Origin of the sequence: Methylorubrum sp. Q1 (assembly GCF_004683995.1) — a bacterium.
Lineage (GTDB): Bacteria > Pseudomonadota > Alphaproteobacteria > Rhizobiales > Beijerinckiaceae > Methylobacterium.
In genome coordinates this window covers 165,747-181,161 of record NZ_SRHQ01000007.1, presented here as the reverse complement: position 1 = coordinate 181,161, position 15,415 = coordinate 165,747, and the positions used below count along the sequence as shown (strand labels likewise).

At 67.8% G+C, this 15,415-nt stretch carries 17 protein-coding genes; 7 read left to right on the top strand and 10 right to left on the bottom strand.

From position 1 onward, the window contains the following. Nucleotides 1-8: 8 nt before the first annotated feature. From E4V01_RS09310 to E4V01_RS09265, 10 genes are all read right to left on the bottom strand, one after another. Nucleotides 9-368, bottom strand: a complete 360-nt coding sequence (locus tag E4V01_RS09310; RefSeq protein ID WP_060769475.1) for a hypothetical protein — start codon at nucleotides 366-368, stop codon at nucleotides 9-11. Between the two features lie 201 nt (nucleotides 369-569). After that, nucleotides 570-971 (bottom strand): EF-hand domain-containing protein, encoded by a 402-nt coding sequence (locus E4V01_RS09305; protein ID WP_056111238.1) that lies wholly within the window; start codon nucleotides 969-971, stop codon nucleotides 570-572. A 416-nt stretch (nucleotides 972-1,387) separates the two neighbouring features. Next, a complete protein-coding gene (locus E4V01_RS09300) occupies nucleotides 1,388-3,907 on the bottom strand; it encodes a TonB-dependent receptor (protein WP_060769474.1) in 2,520 nt (839 codons plus the stop codon). 550 nt (nucleotides 3,908-4,457) lie between these two features. Further along, nucleotides 4,458-5,087, bottom strand: coding sequence for a hypothetical protein (locus E4V01_RS09295; RefSeq protein ID WP_135298156.1), 630 nt, complete (start codon nucleotides 5,085-5,087; stop codon nucleotides 4,458-4,460). 10 nt (nucleotides 5,088-5,097) lie between these two features. Continuing rightward, complete coding sequence (locus E4V01_RS09290; RefSeq protein ID WP_135298155.1) at nucleotides 5,098-5,985, bottom strand: ABC transporter permease; 888 nt, start codon at nucleotides 5,983-5,985, stop codon at nucleotides 5,098-5,100. Next, on the bottom strand, nucleotides 5,982-6,731 hold the full coding sequence (locus E4V01_RS09285) for an ABC transporter ATP-binding protein (protein ID WP_135298154.1): 750 nt from the start codon (nucleotides 6,729-6,731) through the stop codon (nucleotides 5,982-5,984). Before E4V01_RS09285 ends, E4V01_RS09290 begins: the two co-directional genes overlap by 4 nt. 10 nt (nucleotides 6,732-6,741) lie before the next feature. Further along, entirely contained in the window at nucleotides 6,742-7,020 is a 279-nt protein-coding gene (locus tag E4V01_RS09280; protein WP_135298153.1) for a hypothetical protein, read from the bottom strand. Nucleotides 7,021-7,033: 13 nt separating this feature from the next. Beyond that, on the bottom strand, nucleotides 7,034-7,468 hold the full coding sequence (locus E4V01_RS09275; protein ID WP_060769469.1) for a hypothetical protein: 435 nt from the start codon (nucleotides 7,466-7,468) through the stop codon (nucleotides 7,034-7,036). A gap of 38 nt (nucleotides 7,469-7,506) precedes the next feature. Further along, a complete protein-coding gene (locus tag E4V01_RS09270; protein WP_060769468.1) occupies nucleotides 7,507-8,493 on the bottom strand; it encodes a YVTN family beta-propeller repeat protein in 987 nt (328 codons plus the stop codon). Nucleotides 8,494-8,671: 178 nt separating this feature from the next. Continuing rightward, the gene (locus E4V01_RS09265; RefSeq protein ID WP_135298152.1) at nucleotides 8,672-9,940 is read right to left on the bottom strand and encodes an ABC transporter substrate-binding protein; all 1,269 of its coding nucleotides are present in this window, start codon (nucleotides 9,938-9,940) and stop codon (nucleotides 8,672-8,674) included. Between the two features lie 231 nt (nucleotides 9,941-10,171). On the opposite strand from E4V01_RS09265, the gene E4V01_RS09260 reads away from it, so the two are divergent. The 7 genes from E4V01_RS09260 (at nucleotide 10,172) to E4V01_RS09230 (ending at nucleotide 15,409) form a co-directional block, all read left to right on the top strand. Then, nucleotides 10,172-10,693 carry a DUF3280 domain-containing protein gene (locus E4V01_RS09260; protein ID WP_060769466.1) on the top strand — a complete coding sequence of 174 codons (522 nt, stop codon included), beginning with the start codon at nucleotides 10,172-10,174 and terminating at the stop codon, nucleotides 10,691-10,693. Nucleotides 10,694-10,738: 45 nt separating this feature from the next. After that, nucleotides 10,739-11,449: a (5-formylfuran-3-yl)methyl phosphate synthase gene (locus E4V01_RS09255; protein ID WP_135298151.1), complete on the top strand. Its 711-nt coding sequence runs from the start codon at nucleotides 10,739-10,741 to the stop codon at nucleotides 11,447-11,449. Between the two features lie 5 nt (nucleotides 11,450-11,454). Then, the gene (locus tag E4V01_RS09250) at nucleotides 11,455-12,069 is read left to right on the top strand and encodes a uridylate kinase (RefSeq protein ID WP_135298150.1); all 615 of its coding nucleotides are present in this window, start codon (nucleotides 11,455-11,457) and stop codon (nucleotides 12,067-12,069) included. Beyond that, the gene (locus tag E4V01_RS09245) at nucleotides 12,066-13,640 is read left to right on the top strand and encodes a DUF6513 domain-containing protein (protein ID WP_135298149.1); all 1,575 of its coding nucleotides are present in this window, start codon (nucleotides 12,066-12,068) and stop codon (nucleotides 13,638-13,640) included. Before E4V01_RS09250 ends, E4V01_RS09245 begins: the two co-directional genes overlap by 4 nt. A 1-nt stretch (nucleotide 13,641) precedes the next feature. Beyond that, a complete protein-coding gene (locus E4V01_RS09240) occupies nucleotides 13,642-14,238 on the top strand; it encodes a DUF447 domain-containing protein (RefSeq protein ID WP_135298148.1) in 597 nt (198 codons plus the stop codon). 41 nt (nucleotides 14,239-14,279) lie between these two features. After that, nucleotides 14,280-14,813 (top strand): SRPBCC family protein, encoded by a 534-nt coding sequence (locus E4V01_RS09235; RefSeq protein WP_371688515.1) that lies wholly within the window; start codon nucleotides 14,280-14,282, stop codon nucleotides 14,811-14,813. 65 nt (nucleotides 14,814-14,878) lie between these two features. After that, entirely contained in the window at nucleotides 14,879-15,409 is a 531-nt protein-coding gene (locus E4V01_RS09230; protein ID WP_135298146.1) for an SRPBCC family protein, read from the top strand. Nucleotides 15,410-15,415: the final 6 nt, after the last annotated feature.

Genomic DNA, 15,415 nt, shown 5'->3' with positions numbered 1-15,415 from the left:
GCGCCGGATCAGGGCAGTGCGCCGGCCTTCTCCTTCACCTTGGTCATCGTGTCCTGGCAGGCCGTCTCCTGGCCGGCTTTGTCCTGCTCCTTCGCCTTGGCGAGCAGGGTACGCGCTTCTTCCACGCCCGCTTTCGTCGGCTTAGTCGAGGGGTCGGATGGGGCGCCGGCCGGCGGCTTGTCGAGGGCCTTGGGTGAGTTCGAGGAGGTGACGCCGCCCGGCGGCTCCTTGCCCGTCACCTGCTCCGCCCCGGCACTGTTGAGCCGGCGCTCCACCGTGGAGATGTCGTCCTTGCAGTTGACGGCCAGGGCGGGGCCGGCAGTGACGAAGACGGCGAGGGCAACGGGCAGAGTCAGGGCAATGCGCATGGGGTGGGGGCTCCTCCGAATCAGCTTGTGACGAACAGGTCCCGTGACCGTCCGCCTCGGCCGGAACAGTCCTCGAAGGCCCCTCCGTGTTCCGCTCTGCGACGCTTCGCCCAACGCCGGAGAACCGCTGACGGACATAGAAAAGGGGTGCGGATCTCGCGATCCGCACCCCTGTTCGTCCCGGACGAAGTGTCGGGAAATTTAACGGATCAGGTTGACCAGGGCCGAGCCGGCCGGGCTTGCCAGTTCCTTGGCGTCGATGGTGCCGTCGTTGTCCGGGTTGGCGGCCTTGAACTGCGCCTCGACGGCGGCGAGGTATTCCTTCTTGTCGAGGGTGCCGTCGTTGTCCGGGTCGAGCTTCTTGAGGTCGGCTTCGCTGACGCGGCCCTTCAGCTCCTTGGCATCGAGCGTGCCGTCCTTATCCGGATCGAGCTTGTCGAAGGCAGCGGAGCCGGCGGCCAGGGCCTCCTTGAGATCGATCGTGCCGTCCTTGTCCGGATCGAAGGCGGCGATATCGACCTTCGTGGTCGTCGTCGGGGCGGCGTAGGCCGGAGCGGCGACGAGCGCGGCGAGAAGAACGGCAGAGGAGAGGCGGAACGCCATCGGGGGCAAACTCCTGATCGAAGAGGCCCGGCAAAACCGGGCAAACGGCAAAATCGCGGAGACGCTCGCGACCGCCATGCCTCGGGCAAACATGCCACGGGACAAGCGGCCGTTCGGCCTCGCTTCGATTGCGTAACTTGCCCGGGAGACATTGGCAATAGGCAGGATGAAAATCACAGATCGCGTCTGAAGCATCGTCCTGGATGCCGATCCGGGACGATGCTTCAGGCGCTTGTTTTCGCTTCACTTTTCCCGAAAGCCGGAGACCACCTTTCGGGATGGTGCTCGAGCCCGCCCCCTGGAGATGAGGTCGAATATGGAAGCGGCGCGGTTCAAGAGAACCGCGCCGCTCGCGTCGACCGAGAGATGTCCCGGACCGGATTCGGTCCGGGAGCGTGTTCGGGCCTGAGATCCGCTCAGCCCTTCCGGACCAGCGGGAAAGGCTCGACCACGGGGGCCGCAGGCGGCGGCTCGAACAGGATACGCAGACCACCGAAGGCCGCCACCGGCGCGCCGGGCGCGAGGCTGCGGTTCGAGGTGGCGTTGGGCACCCGGACGATCGGAACCTCGTTCACCGGCGAGAAGGTGCCGAAGGTCGCGTAGTTGGCGTTGAAGGCGTTCTCGACGTAGCCGTAGAGCTCGATGTTCGACGCCACGCGGTAGCTCGTGTTGAAGCCGAACACCGCGAAGTCGCCGGTGGTCTTGTTCTGGTTGGTCGGGTCGCCGACGAGGAACTTGCCCGTGGCGAAGCGCGCGAGCGCGCCGACCCGCCATTCCGGCGTCACCTGATATTGCACGCCGACCTTGAGCTGGTGCGGCGCGACGCCGGGCAGGCGGTTGCCCGGACGCACGAGCACGACACCGCTCTCGTCGCCGCCCGCGCTGTTGAACGGGTTGCCGGGTGCGGCGAGTTCGACCGGCGACTCGAAGGTCGCATCGACGAAGGCGTAGTCGATGAAGGCGTTCCAGCGCGGCGCGTTGTAGAACAGGCTCGCCTCGACGCCCTGCCGCTTGGTCGAGCCGACGTTGCGGAAGTAGGCGCGGCCGATCGTGTCGGGGGCGGGCACGAACAGGATGTCGTCGTCGTTGCGGGTCGAGAAGAAGCCGGCCTTCCACGACAGGATACCGCCGAAATACGCGTCGGGCTGCGGGATGCGGCCGCGGACACCGGCCTCGACCGTGCGCGCCACGACCTGCTTCAGCGGCGGATCGCCGACGAAGAAGTTGGTGAGCGAGCAGGGCGCCTGCGGGTCCGCGCAGGACAGTTCGGCCGGGGTCGGGGCGCGGTTGGCTTCCGTGTATCCGCCGTAGGCGACGAGGTAGTCGGGGATGACCTTGTAGGTCGCGCCGATGCCGGGGTTGAAGCGCTGGTAGTAGTGGTCGCCGTTCAGCGCCGTACCGATCTGGTCGCGCAGGATGATCTTGGCCATGTTGAACCGGCCCTGCAGCGTCAGGGTCAGCCGGTCGGTCAGGTCGGTGTTGTTGTTGAAGTAGATGCCGCCGTAATCGTTCGAGGTCCGCACCGAGACCGGCGTGATGATGCCGTCGTCGCTGGAGACGACGATGCCGGGGGGCGAGAAGCCACGGTCGAGCGTGAGGCCGCCGATGGAGTTGTCCGCCGTGAAGCGGGTGCGGCCACCGTCATAGGAGCCGCCGAGCACGAAGCGGTTCGGCAGGCCGAACAGCGTCTCGCGCACCACGGTCTGGACCGTGGCGCCGAAATTGTCGGTGTCGGTGCGGGTCTGGTTGAGGAAGGCGTAGGGTCCGCCCTCGTCGAAGCGGTCGGCGAAGGTCGGGTTGATCCCGCCGAAGTTGAAGGTGCGCAGCCGGTCGGTCCGCACGGGGTTGCCGGTGCGGTCACGCAGGAAGAACTGGTTGTCGTCCGCGCCCTCGGAGCAGACGAAACGCTCGTCGACCTCGCAGTTCTCCACGTCGGCGGCGTCACCGTTGGCGGTGCGCTGGCGGAACAGGCCGTAATAGGCGTTGCCCTGCACGGTGATCGTCGGGGTGACGTCGTAGGTGCCGGAGAGCTGGAAGCGCAGGAAGTCGTTCTTGGTCTGGTCGGGATAGGTGAAGACGTCGCTGCGATCGGCCTTCAGCAACTCGACCGGGGCAGTGCCGTTGCCGGTCAGGCTGTTGCTGGCACCGATGACGTTGAAGTGGAATTCGCTCTTCTCGCCCTGCACGCCGAGATCGGCATAGATCTGGTTGAGCCGTGAGGGCGAGTGCTTGCGCCAACCGTCCTCGCCGAGCTTGGTGCCGGCGACGTAGAGGCCGATATTGTCGATGCGCTGGCCGTGCTGGAACGCCACCGCGCCGCGCCCGAACGAGCCGCCGAGCACGTTGATCTCGCTGCCCTGGTAGGTGAAGCCGTTCTTGAGCGTCACCGCCAGCGAGCCGCCGAGCGCGTTGAGGCCGAAGGCCGGGTTCGAGCCCTCCAGCTCGATCCGATCGACGGCGATGTCGGGGATCAGATCCCACTGCACCGTGTCGCCGAACGAGGTGTTGAAACGGGCGCCGTTGAGGTAAACGGCCACGCCCTGCGGCGAGCCGCCGAGCGGCGAGGCCTCGAAGCCGCGATAGGTGATCGTCGGCTGGAAGGGATTGCCCTGGGCGTTGTTGACGCTGATCGAGCCGACGCGCTCGTCGAGCGCCCGCACCGTGCTGGGAAAGCCGACGCGCGAGACGTCGCCCGAGGTCAGCACGCTCGTGTTCTGCGGCAGCTTGTTGCGGTCGATGCCGTCGAGGACCGTGACTTCGCGCAGGCCCGACGCGGTCGAGGTGGAAACCACCCGGCGCGAGGCCGCGACCGGCGTATTCGAGACGACGCTGATCTCTTCGAGCGTAACGGCCTGTCCACCGCCCGCGCCTTGCGCCATCACATGTCCCGGAAGCAGTGCAACCGATGCGATGAGGCTGCCTCGCAGCACCCGCATTGTCATTCCCCAGCCCTTATCATTCGTGCTTGCGGCCCGTTCGAGCGGAACCGTCGCCGGATGTTGCTGAAGGAGGGGGGCAACGACAATCGCTGCCGAGCTTCTACAGGACCAATTATGATGAGACGCTCAAGCTTCCGCCGAAGCGTGGTGTTCCGGCAACATGTTTCTGCCGTTCCGTCAAAGACTTACGGATAAAAAGGCAGACCCAACCAGGATCATTCGGCAACGGCTGGGCAGCTTTTGTCAGCCGCTCCGAACAAGATCGCGACAGGTCTTTCTCGCCCGAAAATCGGGCTGCCCGCACATCCCGCCGCTTCGTCACAACCAGAACAGCCGATCCCGGAACGCAGCCCGAAGTCGTTTCGCCCGAGCCAAGGCCGCATTGCATCAGACAGCAAAAATGCAGGGCGGCAGTTCTCAAGGCAAAACGCTTCCACCTCCGGGGCCTGGCCTGAATCCCGGCACGGACTCGCGGACCGGCCGGCTCAATACGCTCGTGCCGCGGCGTTCGGCGGAAACGGATTCGTCCATTCCGACCGCAAGCGGGTCAGAGATGCGCCTGGATTCGGCGGGCAATCTCGCCCAGGCGCTGCTCCAGAATCGTCGGTACCTCGCAGACATAGGAGACCGACTGGTTGCGCTCGTCGAAGATGCGACGGTCCCAGTTGAACCGGCTTTCCAGGTCCGCGACGTCCTTGGAGGCGACCTTGGTGGAATCGGATTCCGGGCTGTCCTTGAGTTCGCTCACCTTGTCCGCCTCGTCGCGGATGCGTTCGGCGAGACGGCGCTGGCCCTGGGCGTAGCGGCTGATCCCGTTCATCACCGTGCTGCGCTCGCCGTTGATGATCTCGAACACGCCGGCGAAGACGCGGGTCAGGCGCTTGCCCTTCTCGGCCGGATCGGCCTTCTGCGCGAACTCATCGAGCAGGGTGTCGACCTCACGCAGTTCGGTGCGGCGGGAGGCGAGCTTGCGGGCGAGCTGGGCCGCCTCGCGGTCGCTGCCCCATTCACCGGCCTCGGCGAGATCCGGTCCGGTCCAGAACGAGCCGTAGCCCAAAGTCGTCACCTTGCGCTGCGGGCAGGGCCAATCCGGATCGGCCTTGGGCTGCGCGAGCGCAGGAGCCGCCGCGAGGACCAGGGCGAGGCAAAGCGGGGCACGAACGGAACGAGGGATCATGGGAGGTCTCTCAGGCGGCTTCGCCGGCCGGTCCGCCGCGCCGGGCCATGATGCCGCGGCCCGGATCGTAGGCGATCGCGGCGAGGGTGAAGAACAGGAGGCCGGTGCCGATCACGACGGCGCAGGCGACCGGCTCGAAGCGCCCGTAGAGAGCGAAACGCACCAGTTCGACCGCGTGGGTGAACGGGTTGGCCTGGCAGATCAGGTAGAGCCACTCGCTCGATGCCCGAACCTGCCAGAGCGGATATAGGGCAGAAGAGGCAAAGAACATCGGGAAGATCACGAAATTCATGACGCTGGCGAAGTTCTCGAGCTGCCGCACCAGCGAGGACAGGAACAGGCCGATCGCACCGAGCATCAGCCCCGAGGCGAGGAAGGCCGGCAGGGCGGCGAGGTAGCCGATGGGCGGAATGTCGGTCTCCCAGAACCACGCGATCGCCAGGAACGCATAGGCCTGGACGATGGAGACGCTGACGCCCGCGATCAGCTTGGCCAGCAGCAGCGACCAGCGCGGATAGGGCGAGGTCAGCAGCACCTTCATCGAGCCGACCTCGCGGTCGTAGACCATCGAGAGCGAGGACTGCATGCCGTTGAAGAGCTGGATCATCACCGCGAGCCCCGGCACCACGTAGGCCTCGTAGAGCACGTAGGTCTCGTAGGGCGGCGTGATCGAGGTGCCGAGCGTGTTGCGGAAGCCCGCTGCGAAGATGAACAACCAGACGAGCGGGCGCACCATCGCCGAGAAGAACCGCTCCTTCTGATGGAAGAAGCGCAGCAGCTCCCGCCGCACGATGCCGCCCAGCGCGATGAGATAGCCCACCGCATCGAGCCGGCCCGCATGGGGGACGGGCTTGGCGGCGCCCTCGGTGCGGCCGGCGGTGTTGGACGAGGAACTCATGCGGCGGACTTCACGGCTCTCTTGTCGGGCTCGGCGACAAGGCGGCGGAAGGCGGCCTCCAGCGTCTCGCCGGGGCCGCCGATCTCCCCGGCGCGACCGCGGGCGACGATGCGGCCCTTGTGCAGGACCACGGCGTCGTCCTCGGGCGCGATCTCCTCGAAGATGTGGGTCGCCCACAGCACCGACAGGCCTTCCTCGCGCACCAGGGCGCGCACGATGGCGACGATGTCGGCGCGGGATTCGAGGTCGAGGCCGACGGTCGGCTCGTCGAGCAGCAGCAGGCGCGGCGCGTGGATCAGCGAGCGGGCGATCTCGATGCGCCGCGACTGGCCGCCCGACAGCGTGCGGATCTTGTCGTCGCGCCGCTCGGACAGCCCGACGCGGGCGAGCAGAGTCTCGATGCGCGCACGCGCGGCCGCCCGGCCGATGCCGTGCAGGCTGGCATGGTAGTGCAGGTTCTGCGCGACGGTGAGGTCGGTATCCAGCGTCCGCGCCTGGAACACGACGCCGAGGCCGGCGAGCGCCCGCGACGGCTCGCGGTCGAGGGGATGGCCGAGGATCGAGACCCGGCCCTCCTGATTGTTGTAGAGCCGGGTAATCACCGAGAACAACGTGGTCTTGCCCGCGCCGTTGGGCCCGAGCAGCGCCATGAAATGCCCGCGCTCGACGGTGATCGACACGTCGGACAGTGCGGCGCGCTGGCCGAAGCGGTGGCTGACGCCGGCGACCTCAAGAGCCGCGCTCATCGTGCAACGCTCACTTCGGCAGCGCCCGCTTGGCGTCGTCGAGCGCTTCCAGGCACTCGTCGAACTCGCCCTCGCCCTGTTCGCGCTCGGCGATCTTCAGCGCGCGGGTGAGTTTTTGCGGGACGGCCTCGGGCACCAGCTTCTCGACGCGTGCCTTCACCGCGGCAATGCCGTCGGCGCAGGCGGCCTTGTCGTCGGCGAGCGCCGGGGTGGCGAGCACCACGAGCGCAAGCAGGGCGCCACCGCGGAAGCCTCTGGGTGCGGCAAGGGAGGTGCGTGTGCGCATCATGAGATGTCCCCCGTCACTTGACCGTAATCGTGCCGGCCATGCCCTTCTCCTCAAGCCCTTGCGCGTACCACTTGTAGGCACCCGGCTTGATGGCGACGAATTCGATGGCGATCTCGCCGGGATCGTCGAACTCGAGATGGTCGGGCGGGCCGCCGCCGTGGATCTCCTTGTGCTCGATCACGATCTGGTTGAACCAGATGTAGCGGAAGAACTCGGGCGCGTAGAATTTGTATTCCTGCCGCCCCTTGGCGACGATGCGCAGGCGATACGCCTTGCCGGCTTCCAGCTCGATATCCTTGTTCTCCACCACGAAGTCGTTGCCCTCCTCGTTTCCGAGCACGAGGTCGGGCAGGTTCTGCCGCTTCTTGGTGAGGTCGAGGGCGCCCGCCGGGGCGCTGGCGAGCATCAGGGCCGCAGCGGCGAGGCCAAGGCGCGTCGTCCATGTCATGTCGCTTCCTCCCATCGCCGTTAGCCGGCGAACTGAACTCATTTCTTCGAGATCGCCACGCCCCAGGGCAGCAGCCCGACCGGGATGCTTTTCACCACCTTCAGCCCGTCGACATCGATCACCGACACGTCGTTGGAGGTGCCGTTGGTCGTGTAGAGCTGCTTCTCGTCGGGCGTGAAGGCGAGTTGCCAGACGCGCTGTCCGACGGGCAGGTACTTCTGCACCTCGTAGGTCTTGGCATCGACCACCGCGACGCGGTTGGCCGGCCCGAGCGCCACGAAGGCGCGGGTGCCGTCCTTGGTCAGGCGCACGCCGACGGGCTGGATCTGCTCGTCGGTGACGCTCGGAATCTTGAAGGTGATCTTCTTGATGACCTTGCGGGTGGCCACATCGATCACCGAGACCGTGCCGCCGACCTCCGCCGACACCCAGAGGAACTTGCCGTCCGCCGAGAACTCGGCGAAGCGCGGCCGGGCATCGACCAAGACGTTGTCGATCACCTCGAAGGTCTTGGTGTCGATGAAATGGGCCATGTTGGTGGTCTCGGAGGTGTTCACGAGAATCTTGCCGTCCGGCGACAAGCCCATCCCCTCCGGCTCGACGCCCACGGGCACCTCGGCCAAAACCTTGTTCTTCTCGATGTCGAGGATGGTGACTTGGCTGTCGTCCTCGTTGGCGACGTAGAGCGGGTTGCCGCTCTGATCGAGGATGAACTGTTCCGGGTCGGGCCCGGAGCGCAGGGAGCGGACCACCTTGCCGGTCGCGGTGTCGAGCACATCGATGCGGTCGTCGTCGCTGGCGCAGACGAACAGCTCCTTATCGTCCTTGGAGAGCGTCACGCCGCGCGGGCGCCGCCCGACCTTCCAGGTCCCGGTCACCGCCAGAGTCTCGGTATCGATGACCGAGACGGTGTTGGCCTTTTCGTTGGTGACGTAGGCGGTAAAGGCTTGCGCGCTCCCTGCGCTCCCGAGCGATACGCCCGCGAGCAGCGCGCATCCCAGTCCTGCCCTCAAGCGAGCGACCATCGGCGTCCTCCCTGTCGTTTCCGGCGCGTCGTCTTGCGCGCCTGCGTCCACATCGGCTGGAGCGACATGGCCCCCGCGGCCCCGTCGCTCAAAGAAGAAACAGATGATCGGCAGAACCTCACCGGGCGGTGGATTGCCGCATCGCCCGCAGACACGCCCGGATCGCTCTCGCGACCGGTCACGGCAGCTTGCACGCGGTCTCCGGCATGTCGGCCCCCAGCGTATCGAGCGGCGTGCGCTGGTGGATGAAGCCCTGCTCGGGCGCCACCGAGACCATCGCCTTGGGCTGCACCACGATGACCGGCTGGCGCAGCTGGTGGTCCCAGGGCCGATAGGTCAGGGAGACGCCCTTGTAGGCGGGCAGCGAGAATTCGGGCTTCACGAGGTGGGCCGCGAGCGTGGCCGGATCGGTGCTGCGCGTCTGCGTCGCCGCCTCGCCGACCGTGCGCACCGCTGCCCAGACCTGATAATCGAGCGGCCGCATCAGGCGGCTCGCGAGCCGCCGGAAACGGTTCTGCGCCTGGGCCGCGCCCCAGGTCTCCAGGGTCGGGTGCCATGTGGTCGCGATCAGCCCCTGCGTGCCGGCCACGGGGCGCGGATCGACGGTGCGGAACGGGACGTAATCACCCCAATCGCCCTCCTCGTCGGCGACCACCGCCAGATCGTAGTCGAGCCCGCGGGTGAACACCATCGCCTCGGCCCGGGTCGGCGTGTCGCCGCGGGCCTTCGCCAGGGGCCCGAAGGTCCAGGGTTTTTCCGCGGTGATCTTGAGGCCGAACTTGCGGGCGGAGTTCCGCATCGCCTCCGCGTAGGCCTTGTCGCGCTCGGTCGGGCCGGTGATCAGAAAGAGCTTCCGCCAGCGCATCAGCGTCAGGTACTGCGCCAGCGCATCCGTCTGCATGGCGCGGCTCGGCAGCACGTGGAACAGGTTGGCGCGGCAATCGGCCCCGCGCAGGCGGTCGTCCGGCGCGCCGGCATTGAGGACGACCGCGCCCGTCTCCTTCAGCGCGTCGGCCACCGCCAGCACCTCGGTGGCGGGCAGGGCCAGCACGAAGAACCGCACGCCCTTGGCCGAAAGCGCCTTGGCCGCCTCCACCGGATCGCGCTCGCCGTCGAGGGCGACCTCGTCCAGTGCGAAGGTCTGCTTGGTGAAGCGGCCGGTGGTGTTGTTGTCCTTCACCGCCATGCGCGCGCCGGCCACGCCGAGGTCTTCAGGATCGGCCTCGGCATCGTAGGACGAGGGCGCCGGCACCGGGCGATAGAGGATGGCGATGTGGGTCTCGGAGCCGGGGACCGGCGCGGGCGTCTCGGCGGCGGGGGAACCCGGCGGCGGCTCGCCGGTGGCCGCCTTCGGCTCCTGGGCGCGGGCATGGATGGGAGCGGCCAGGAAGGCGGCCGGGCTGGTCGCGAGACCGGCGGCGAGGAGGAGCGGAACGGACAAACGCATTGCCCGGCACGCTAGCAACATCTTGCCACCGGCCTCAACGAGAGAAGCATAAGATTTTCATAAGATGCGCGATCGAGCGACCGCGGGGCCGGCTTTGTCACGCGTCGCATCGCCGTTGCCGAACATGCCGACACGCTCCGGGGGCGGTCGCGCCGACGCTTGCCAAATCCTCCGGGAAACCGAGTTAAAGCCCGTCCGCGCGGCCCCGCGCCCGTCCGAGGCTCTCACCCCATGCGACTTCGCGCCCTCCTGCCCGCCCTCGCTCTCCTGTCCACGCTGAACGGTGCAGCCTCGGCGGAGGATGCGGCACGCAAGGCTGCGATCTTCCCGGCGGAGGTGAACGATCCGACGCTGGCCTACGGCCGCAAGCCGCTGCCGGCCGACCAGAAGCGCCTCGACCTCGTCACCGACGTGCTGCGCAAGCAACTGGCCGAGAAGGGCGGCCTCGAGAGCGTCGATCTCGGCCCCCAGGCGGAAGAAATCCGCAAGGAGAGCCCGCTCTACAAGTGCAACGACTGCGTCGCTCCGATCGCCAAGGCGCTGGGCGCGGAACTCGCCGTGACCGCCTTCGCCGACAAGGGCGCCAACCAGTTGTTCAGCCTCGTCGTCACCATCGCCGAGGCCGAGACCGGCAAGGTCGTGCGCCGGGGCCAGGTCGTGATAAGAGCCAACACCGACGACGATTGGTCCCACGCCACGCGGTGGATCGTGAAGAACCGCCTCCTGGCCGAGCCGCTGCCCGGCCGTTCCTGAGGCGGGGCTTGTGCGGGCGCGCAAGGCTGAGCAAGAACGTTTCCCGTGTCCGACATCGTATCGATTTCTTCCGCGCGTCCCCGCCTGCTCGTCAGCGTCCGTGGGCCCGACGAGGCGCTGACGGCGCTCCGGGCCGGTGCGGACCTGATCGACGCCAAGGATCCCGAGCGCGGGGCGCTCGGCGCGCTGCCGCCCGAGACCGTGCGCGCCATCGTCGCGGATGTCGGCGGGCGGGCGGTCACCAGCGCCGTGGCCGGCGACGGCACCGGATGCGAAATCGCTGTGGCCATCGCGACCATTGCCGCAACCGGCGTGGATTTCATCAAGATCGCTGTCGGTGCCGCGGACGATGCGGCTTTGGCCGAGGCCGCCGCGCGGGCGCCGGGCCGCGTCATCGGCGTGCTCTTCGCCGAGGATGACGTGGCCGCGGATGGGCCGGCACGCCTCGCCGCAGCCGGCTTTGTCGGTGCGATGATCGACACCCGCGGCAAGAACGGCACCACGCTTTGCACTCTCATGGCCGCGCCGCAGCTGGCGGACTTCGTCGCCGGATGCCGCGCGCACGGCCTGATGAGCGGGCTTGCCGGCTCGCTCGGCCTCGGCGACATCCCGGCGCTCGCGCGGCTCGACCCCGATTATCTCGGTTTCCGCGGCGGCCTGTGCCGCGCCGGCGACCGGCGGCAGGCGCTGGACGGCGCGCGGGTGGCGCAGGCTGTGACCGCGATGCGGGACGGCCCACGGGCCGACGCGGCGTAAGGCATATGACAGGCGTCCCCCCCGCCCCTCCCCGCTTCACGGGAAAAATCGACGGCGCCGTGGTCAAGATCGGCGGCAGCCTCGTCGCCGACCGCGCGCGGCTTTGCGCCATCCTCGCCGAATGCGTGGAGGAACCACCGGTCGCGATCGTGCCCGGTGGCGGCGCCTTCGCCGAGGCGGTGCGCACGACCCAAGCGGCGCTCGGCTTCGACGACACCCTCGCCCACTGCCTCGCCCTCGACGCCATGGGCCGCATGGCCGAAGTGTTTTGCGCCCTCGAACAGCGCCTGACCATCGCCGCGAGCCCCGAGGCCGTTGCCGATGCCCTCGCACAGGGCCGCTCCGTGATCTGGGATCCGGTCGCGCTCAAAGCGGGTCATGCCGAGATCGCCGAAAGCTGGGATGTCACCTCCGACAGCCTCGCCCTGTGGCTCGCCGGCAGGCTCGGCGTCGATCGTTGCACGCTTGTAAAGTCGGCAAAACTTCCGCTTCAGGCCGATCCTGCAGCCCTCGCACGAGCCGGCTTCGTCGATGCCGCGTTCCCGCGTTTTGCCGCCGCTTATCGCGGCGCGATCGTGATCCGGGCCCCCGAGGATGTCCGCCAAAGGCACGCCGCATGAGCGCGCCCGAACATCTCGTCTTCATCACCGGCAAGCTGGCCCATGCCCGCCTCGAAAAGGTCGCGGCCACGCTGCCGGCCGAGCGGTTCACCTGGAGCATCGCCGATGCCGGGGTGAAGGTCGCCGCGCTGATGACCGAAGAGATCATCAAGCGCCGGGTGCAAATGCCGGAGGGCGCGACCCGGATCGTCCTGCCCGGCCGCTGCCGTGCCAACCCGGAGGCGCTGAGCGCCCATTTCGGCCTTCCGGTCGAGCGGGGGCCGGACGAGATCGTTGATTTGCCGGCTTATCTTGGCCTGACCGGGCGCAAGGTCGATCTCTCGCGCCACGACCTGCGCATCTTCTCCGAGATCGTCGATGCCTCGAAGATGACGCCCGACCAGATCCTGGCCAAGGGTCTCGACCTCGCCCGTCGCGGCGCGGACGTGATTGATCTCGGGGGACTGCCCGACACCGCGTTCCCCCATCTCGAAGACAGCGTGCGGGCCCTCAAGGGCGCCGGTCTGAAGGTCAGCGTCGATTCCTTCTCGCTGGACGAGTTGACCCGCGGGGCGCGGGCCGGCGCCGACTATCTCCTCAGCCTCAATGAGGAGACGCTGGACCTCGCCTTCGAGACCGACGCGGTGCCGGTCCTCGTGCCGATGCGGCCCGACGACCTGCCCTCCCTCGACCGCGCCATCGAGCGGATGGAGCGGGCCGGCCGGCCCTTCATGGCCGACCCGATCCTGGAGCCGATCCATTTCGGCTTCGTCGATTCGATCTGCCGCTACCGCGAGATCCGGGCGCGCTGGCCGAACATCGAGATGATGATGGGCACCGGCAACCTCACCGAACTGACCGAGGCCGACAGTCTCGGCGTCACGGCGCTTCTCGTCGGCATGTGCTCGGAACTCAGCCTACGCAACGTGCTGATCGTGCAGGTCTCGAACCACACCCGCCGCACGGTGGAGGAGCACGACGCCGCCCGCCGGGTGATGTACGCGGCCAAAGAGGACGCCGCCCTGCCCAAGGGCTACGGCCGCGACTTGCTGGCGCTGCACGACAAGCGCCCCTTCGTGCAGACCTCCGATGAAATTGCGGCTCTCGCCGCAGAGGTGCGCGATCCCAATTACCGCATCGCCGTCGCCGAGGACGGCATCCACGTCTACAACCGCGACCGTCACACCACCGGCACCGACGCGATGGCCTTCTTCCCCGAACTGAGCGTGGAGAGCGACGGCGCGCACGCCTTCTATCTCGGCGGCGAGTTGACCAAGGCCGAGACCGCGTTTCGCCTCGGCAAGCGCTACGTGCAGGACGAACCCCTCGATTGGGGTTGCGCTGCCGACCGCACCCAGGAAGACACCACCGCCTTCAAGGCAGCCGGACCGACGAAATCGGCGCACACCAAGCATAGCGGCCCCGCGGCGCCCGCCGCCGAGCGCGCGACCCAGGCCGATCCGGAGCGCGACGCCGCACCGCCGCGAACCGAGACCGGGGATGGTACGGCATCGGAGCGCGACCCGCTCAGCGAGCCGAAGGGCGGCCGCATCGTCTGCGGCCGGCTGGTGCCCGACGAGGACGGGAATTGAGATGCCGCTGATCTTGGAGACCGTCGTCACCACCCTGTCGGCGGCCGGCGCACTGCATCTCGTGCCGTTCGGCCTGATCCGCGAGGGCGAGGATTTCGTGCTCGCCCCGTTCCGCCCCTCGCCCACGATCGACAACCTCGCCGAGCGCCCCTACTTCACGGCCTCGGCCCCGAGCGACGTGCGGGTGATCGCGGGCGTCGTCACCGGGCGGCGCGATTGGCCGGTGGTGGATTGCGATCACATTCCCGGGAGACGCCTCGCCGAATGCTTCGGCCATGCCGAGTTCGAGGTGGCGGCGATCGAGGACGATCCGCAGCGCCCGCGCTACCGCGGGCGGATGGTGCATGCGGTGAGCCACGTGCCGTTCATCGGCTACAACCGGGCGCAGGCCGCGGTGATCGAGGCGGCGATTCTGTCCACGCGGCTCCACATGCTGGAGCCGGAAAAGGTCCTGACGGAGATGGCCTATCATGCCATAGCCATTTCCAAGACCGCCGGCCCCGCCGAGCGCGAGGCCTGGGACTGGATCGAGGACAAGGTCGCGGGAGCCCTGGGACGCACCGGCCGCGTCCTCGACGGGACGAGCCGCCCCCTGTGAGGCGCCGACAGACTGAACCGATGCTCAAGGAGATTTCCGGTTTGAAGCGGATCGCATGGCTCGCCGCCGCGGCGCTCGCCGTCACCACGGTCGGGGCCGAGGCGCAGCACGCGCCGACCCGGCGCAAGATCGTCGAGAGCGTCACCATCGACGCCTCACCCGACAAAGTCTGGGCGGTGGTCGGCAACCCCGCCGATGCGGGCTGGATCGAGAACGTGGCGCGCGGCGAACGGCAGGGCAGCGCGGACAAGCCGATCTTCCGGCTGACGCTGAAGAACGGCCACGTCATCGTCGAGGAGAGCCGCAAGCTCGATCCGGAGCATAGAAGCTTCGGCTATTACATCCTCGAGAGCGAGGTCACCGACCTGCCGGCCAAGGATTACTCGGCCACGATCTCGGTGCAGCCCGAGGGCGCGCAGGCGCGGGTCGAGTGGCGGGCCGCGTTCTACCGCGGCCATCCGAACAACGACCCGCCGCCCGAACTCAACGACGAGAATTCGGAGAAGCGCGTGCGGGCCTGGATTCATGCCAGCCTTGAGAACCTCAAGGCCCGGCTTGAGAAGAGCGGCTCCTGACACAAGTCGCTCGAACGAGGGGTGAGGCTGCCATGCTGGGCGGCCTCAACGGGAGGAGAAAAACGATGAAATTCAGGACGCTCGCCGCCGTGGCGGCGCTTGCCACGGTGACCTTCGCCGCGCAGGCCCACGGCCCGACCCGGCAGAAGGTGTCGGAGTCGATCGAGATCAACGCCCCCGCCGACAAGGTCTGGGCGATCGTCGGCAACTTCCAGGACGGAAGCTGGATTCCGGTGGTCGAGAAGACCGAGGGCAAGGGCGGCAACGAGGTCAAGGCGACCCGCACGCTGACCCTGAAGGGCGGCCCCACGGTCGAGGAAGAGCTCGCCAAATACGACGCCGAGAAGAAGCTCCTCATGTATCGGATCACCAAGGTCGACGTGAAGACCCTGCCGGTGAACGATTATTCCTCGACGATCGAGATCGAGGGCGACGGCGCCAAGACCAAGATGACGTGGCGCGGCGCGTTCTATCGCGGCTACATGAACAACGATCCGCCGCCCGAACTGAACGACGAGGCCTCCAAGAAGGCCGTGCTCGGCCTCTACAAGGCGGGGCTGGAGAACGTGAAGGCCAAGGCCGAAAAGGGTTCGTAAGGGCTC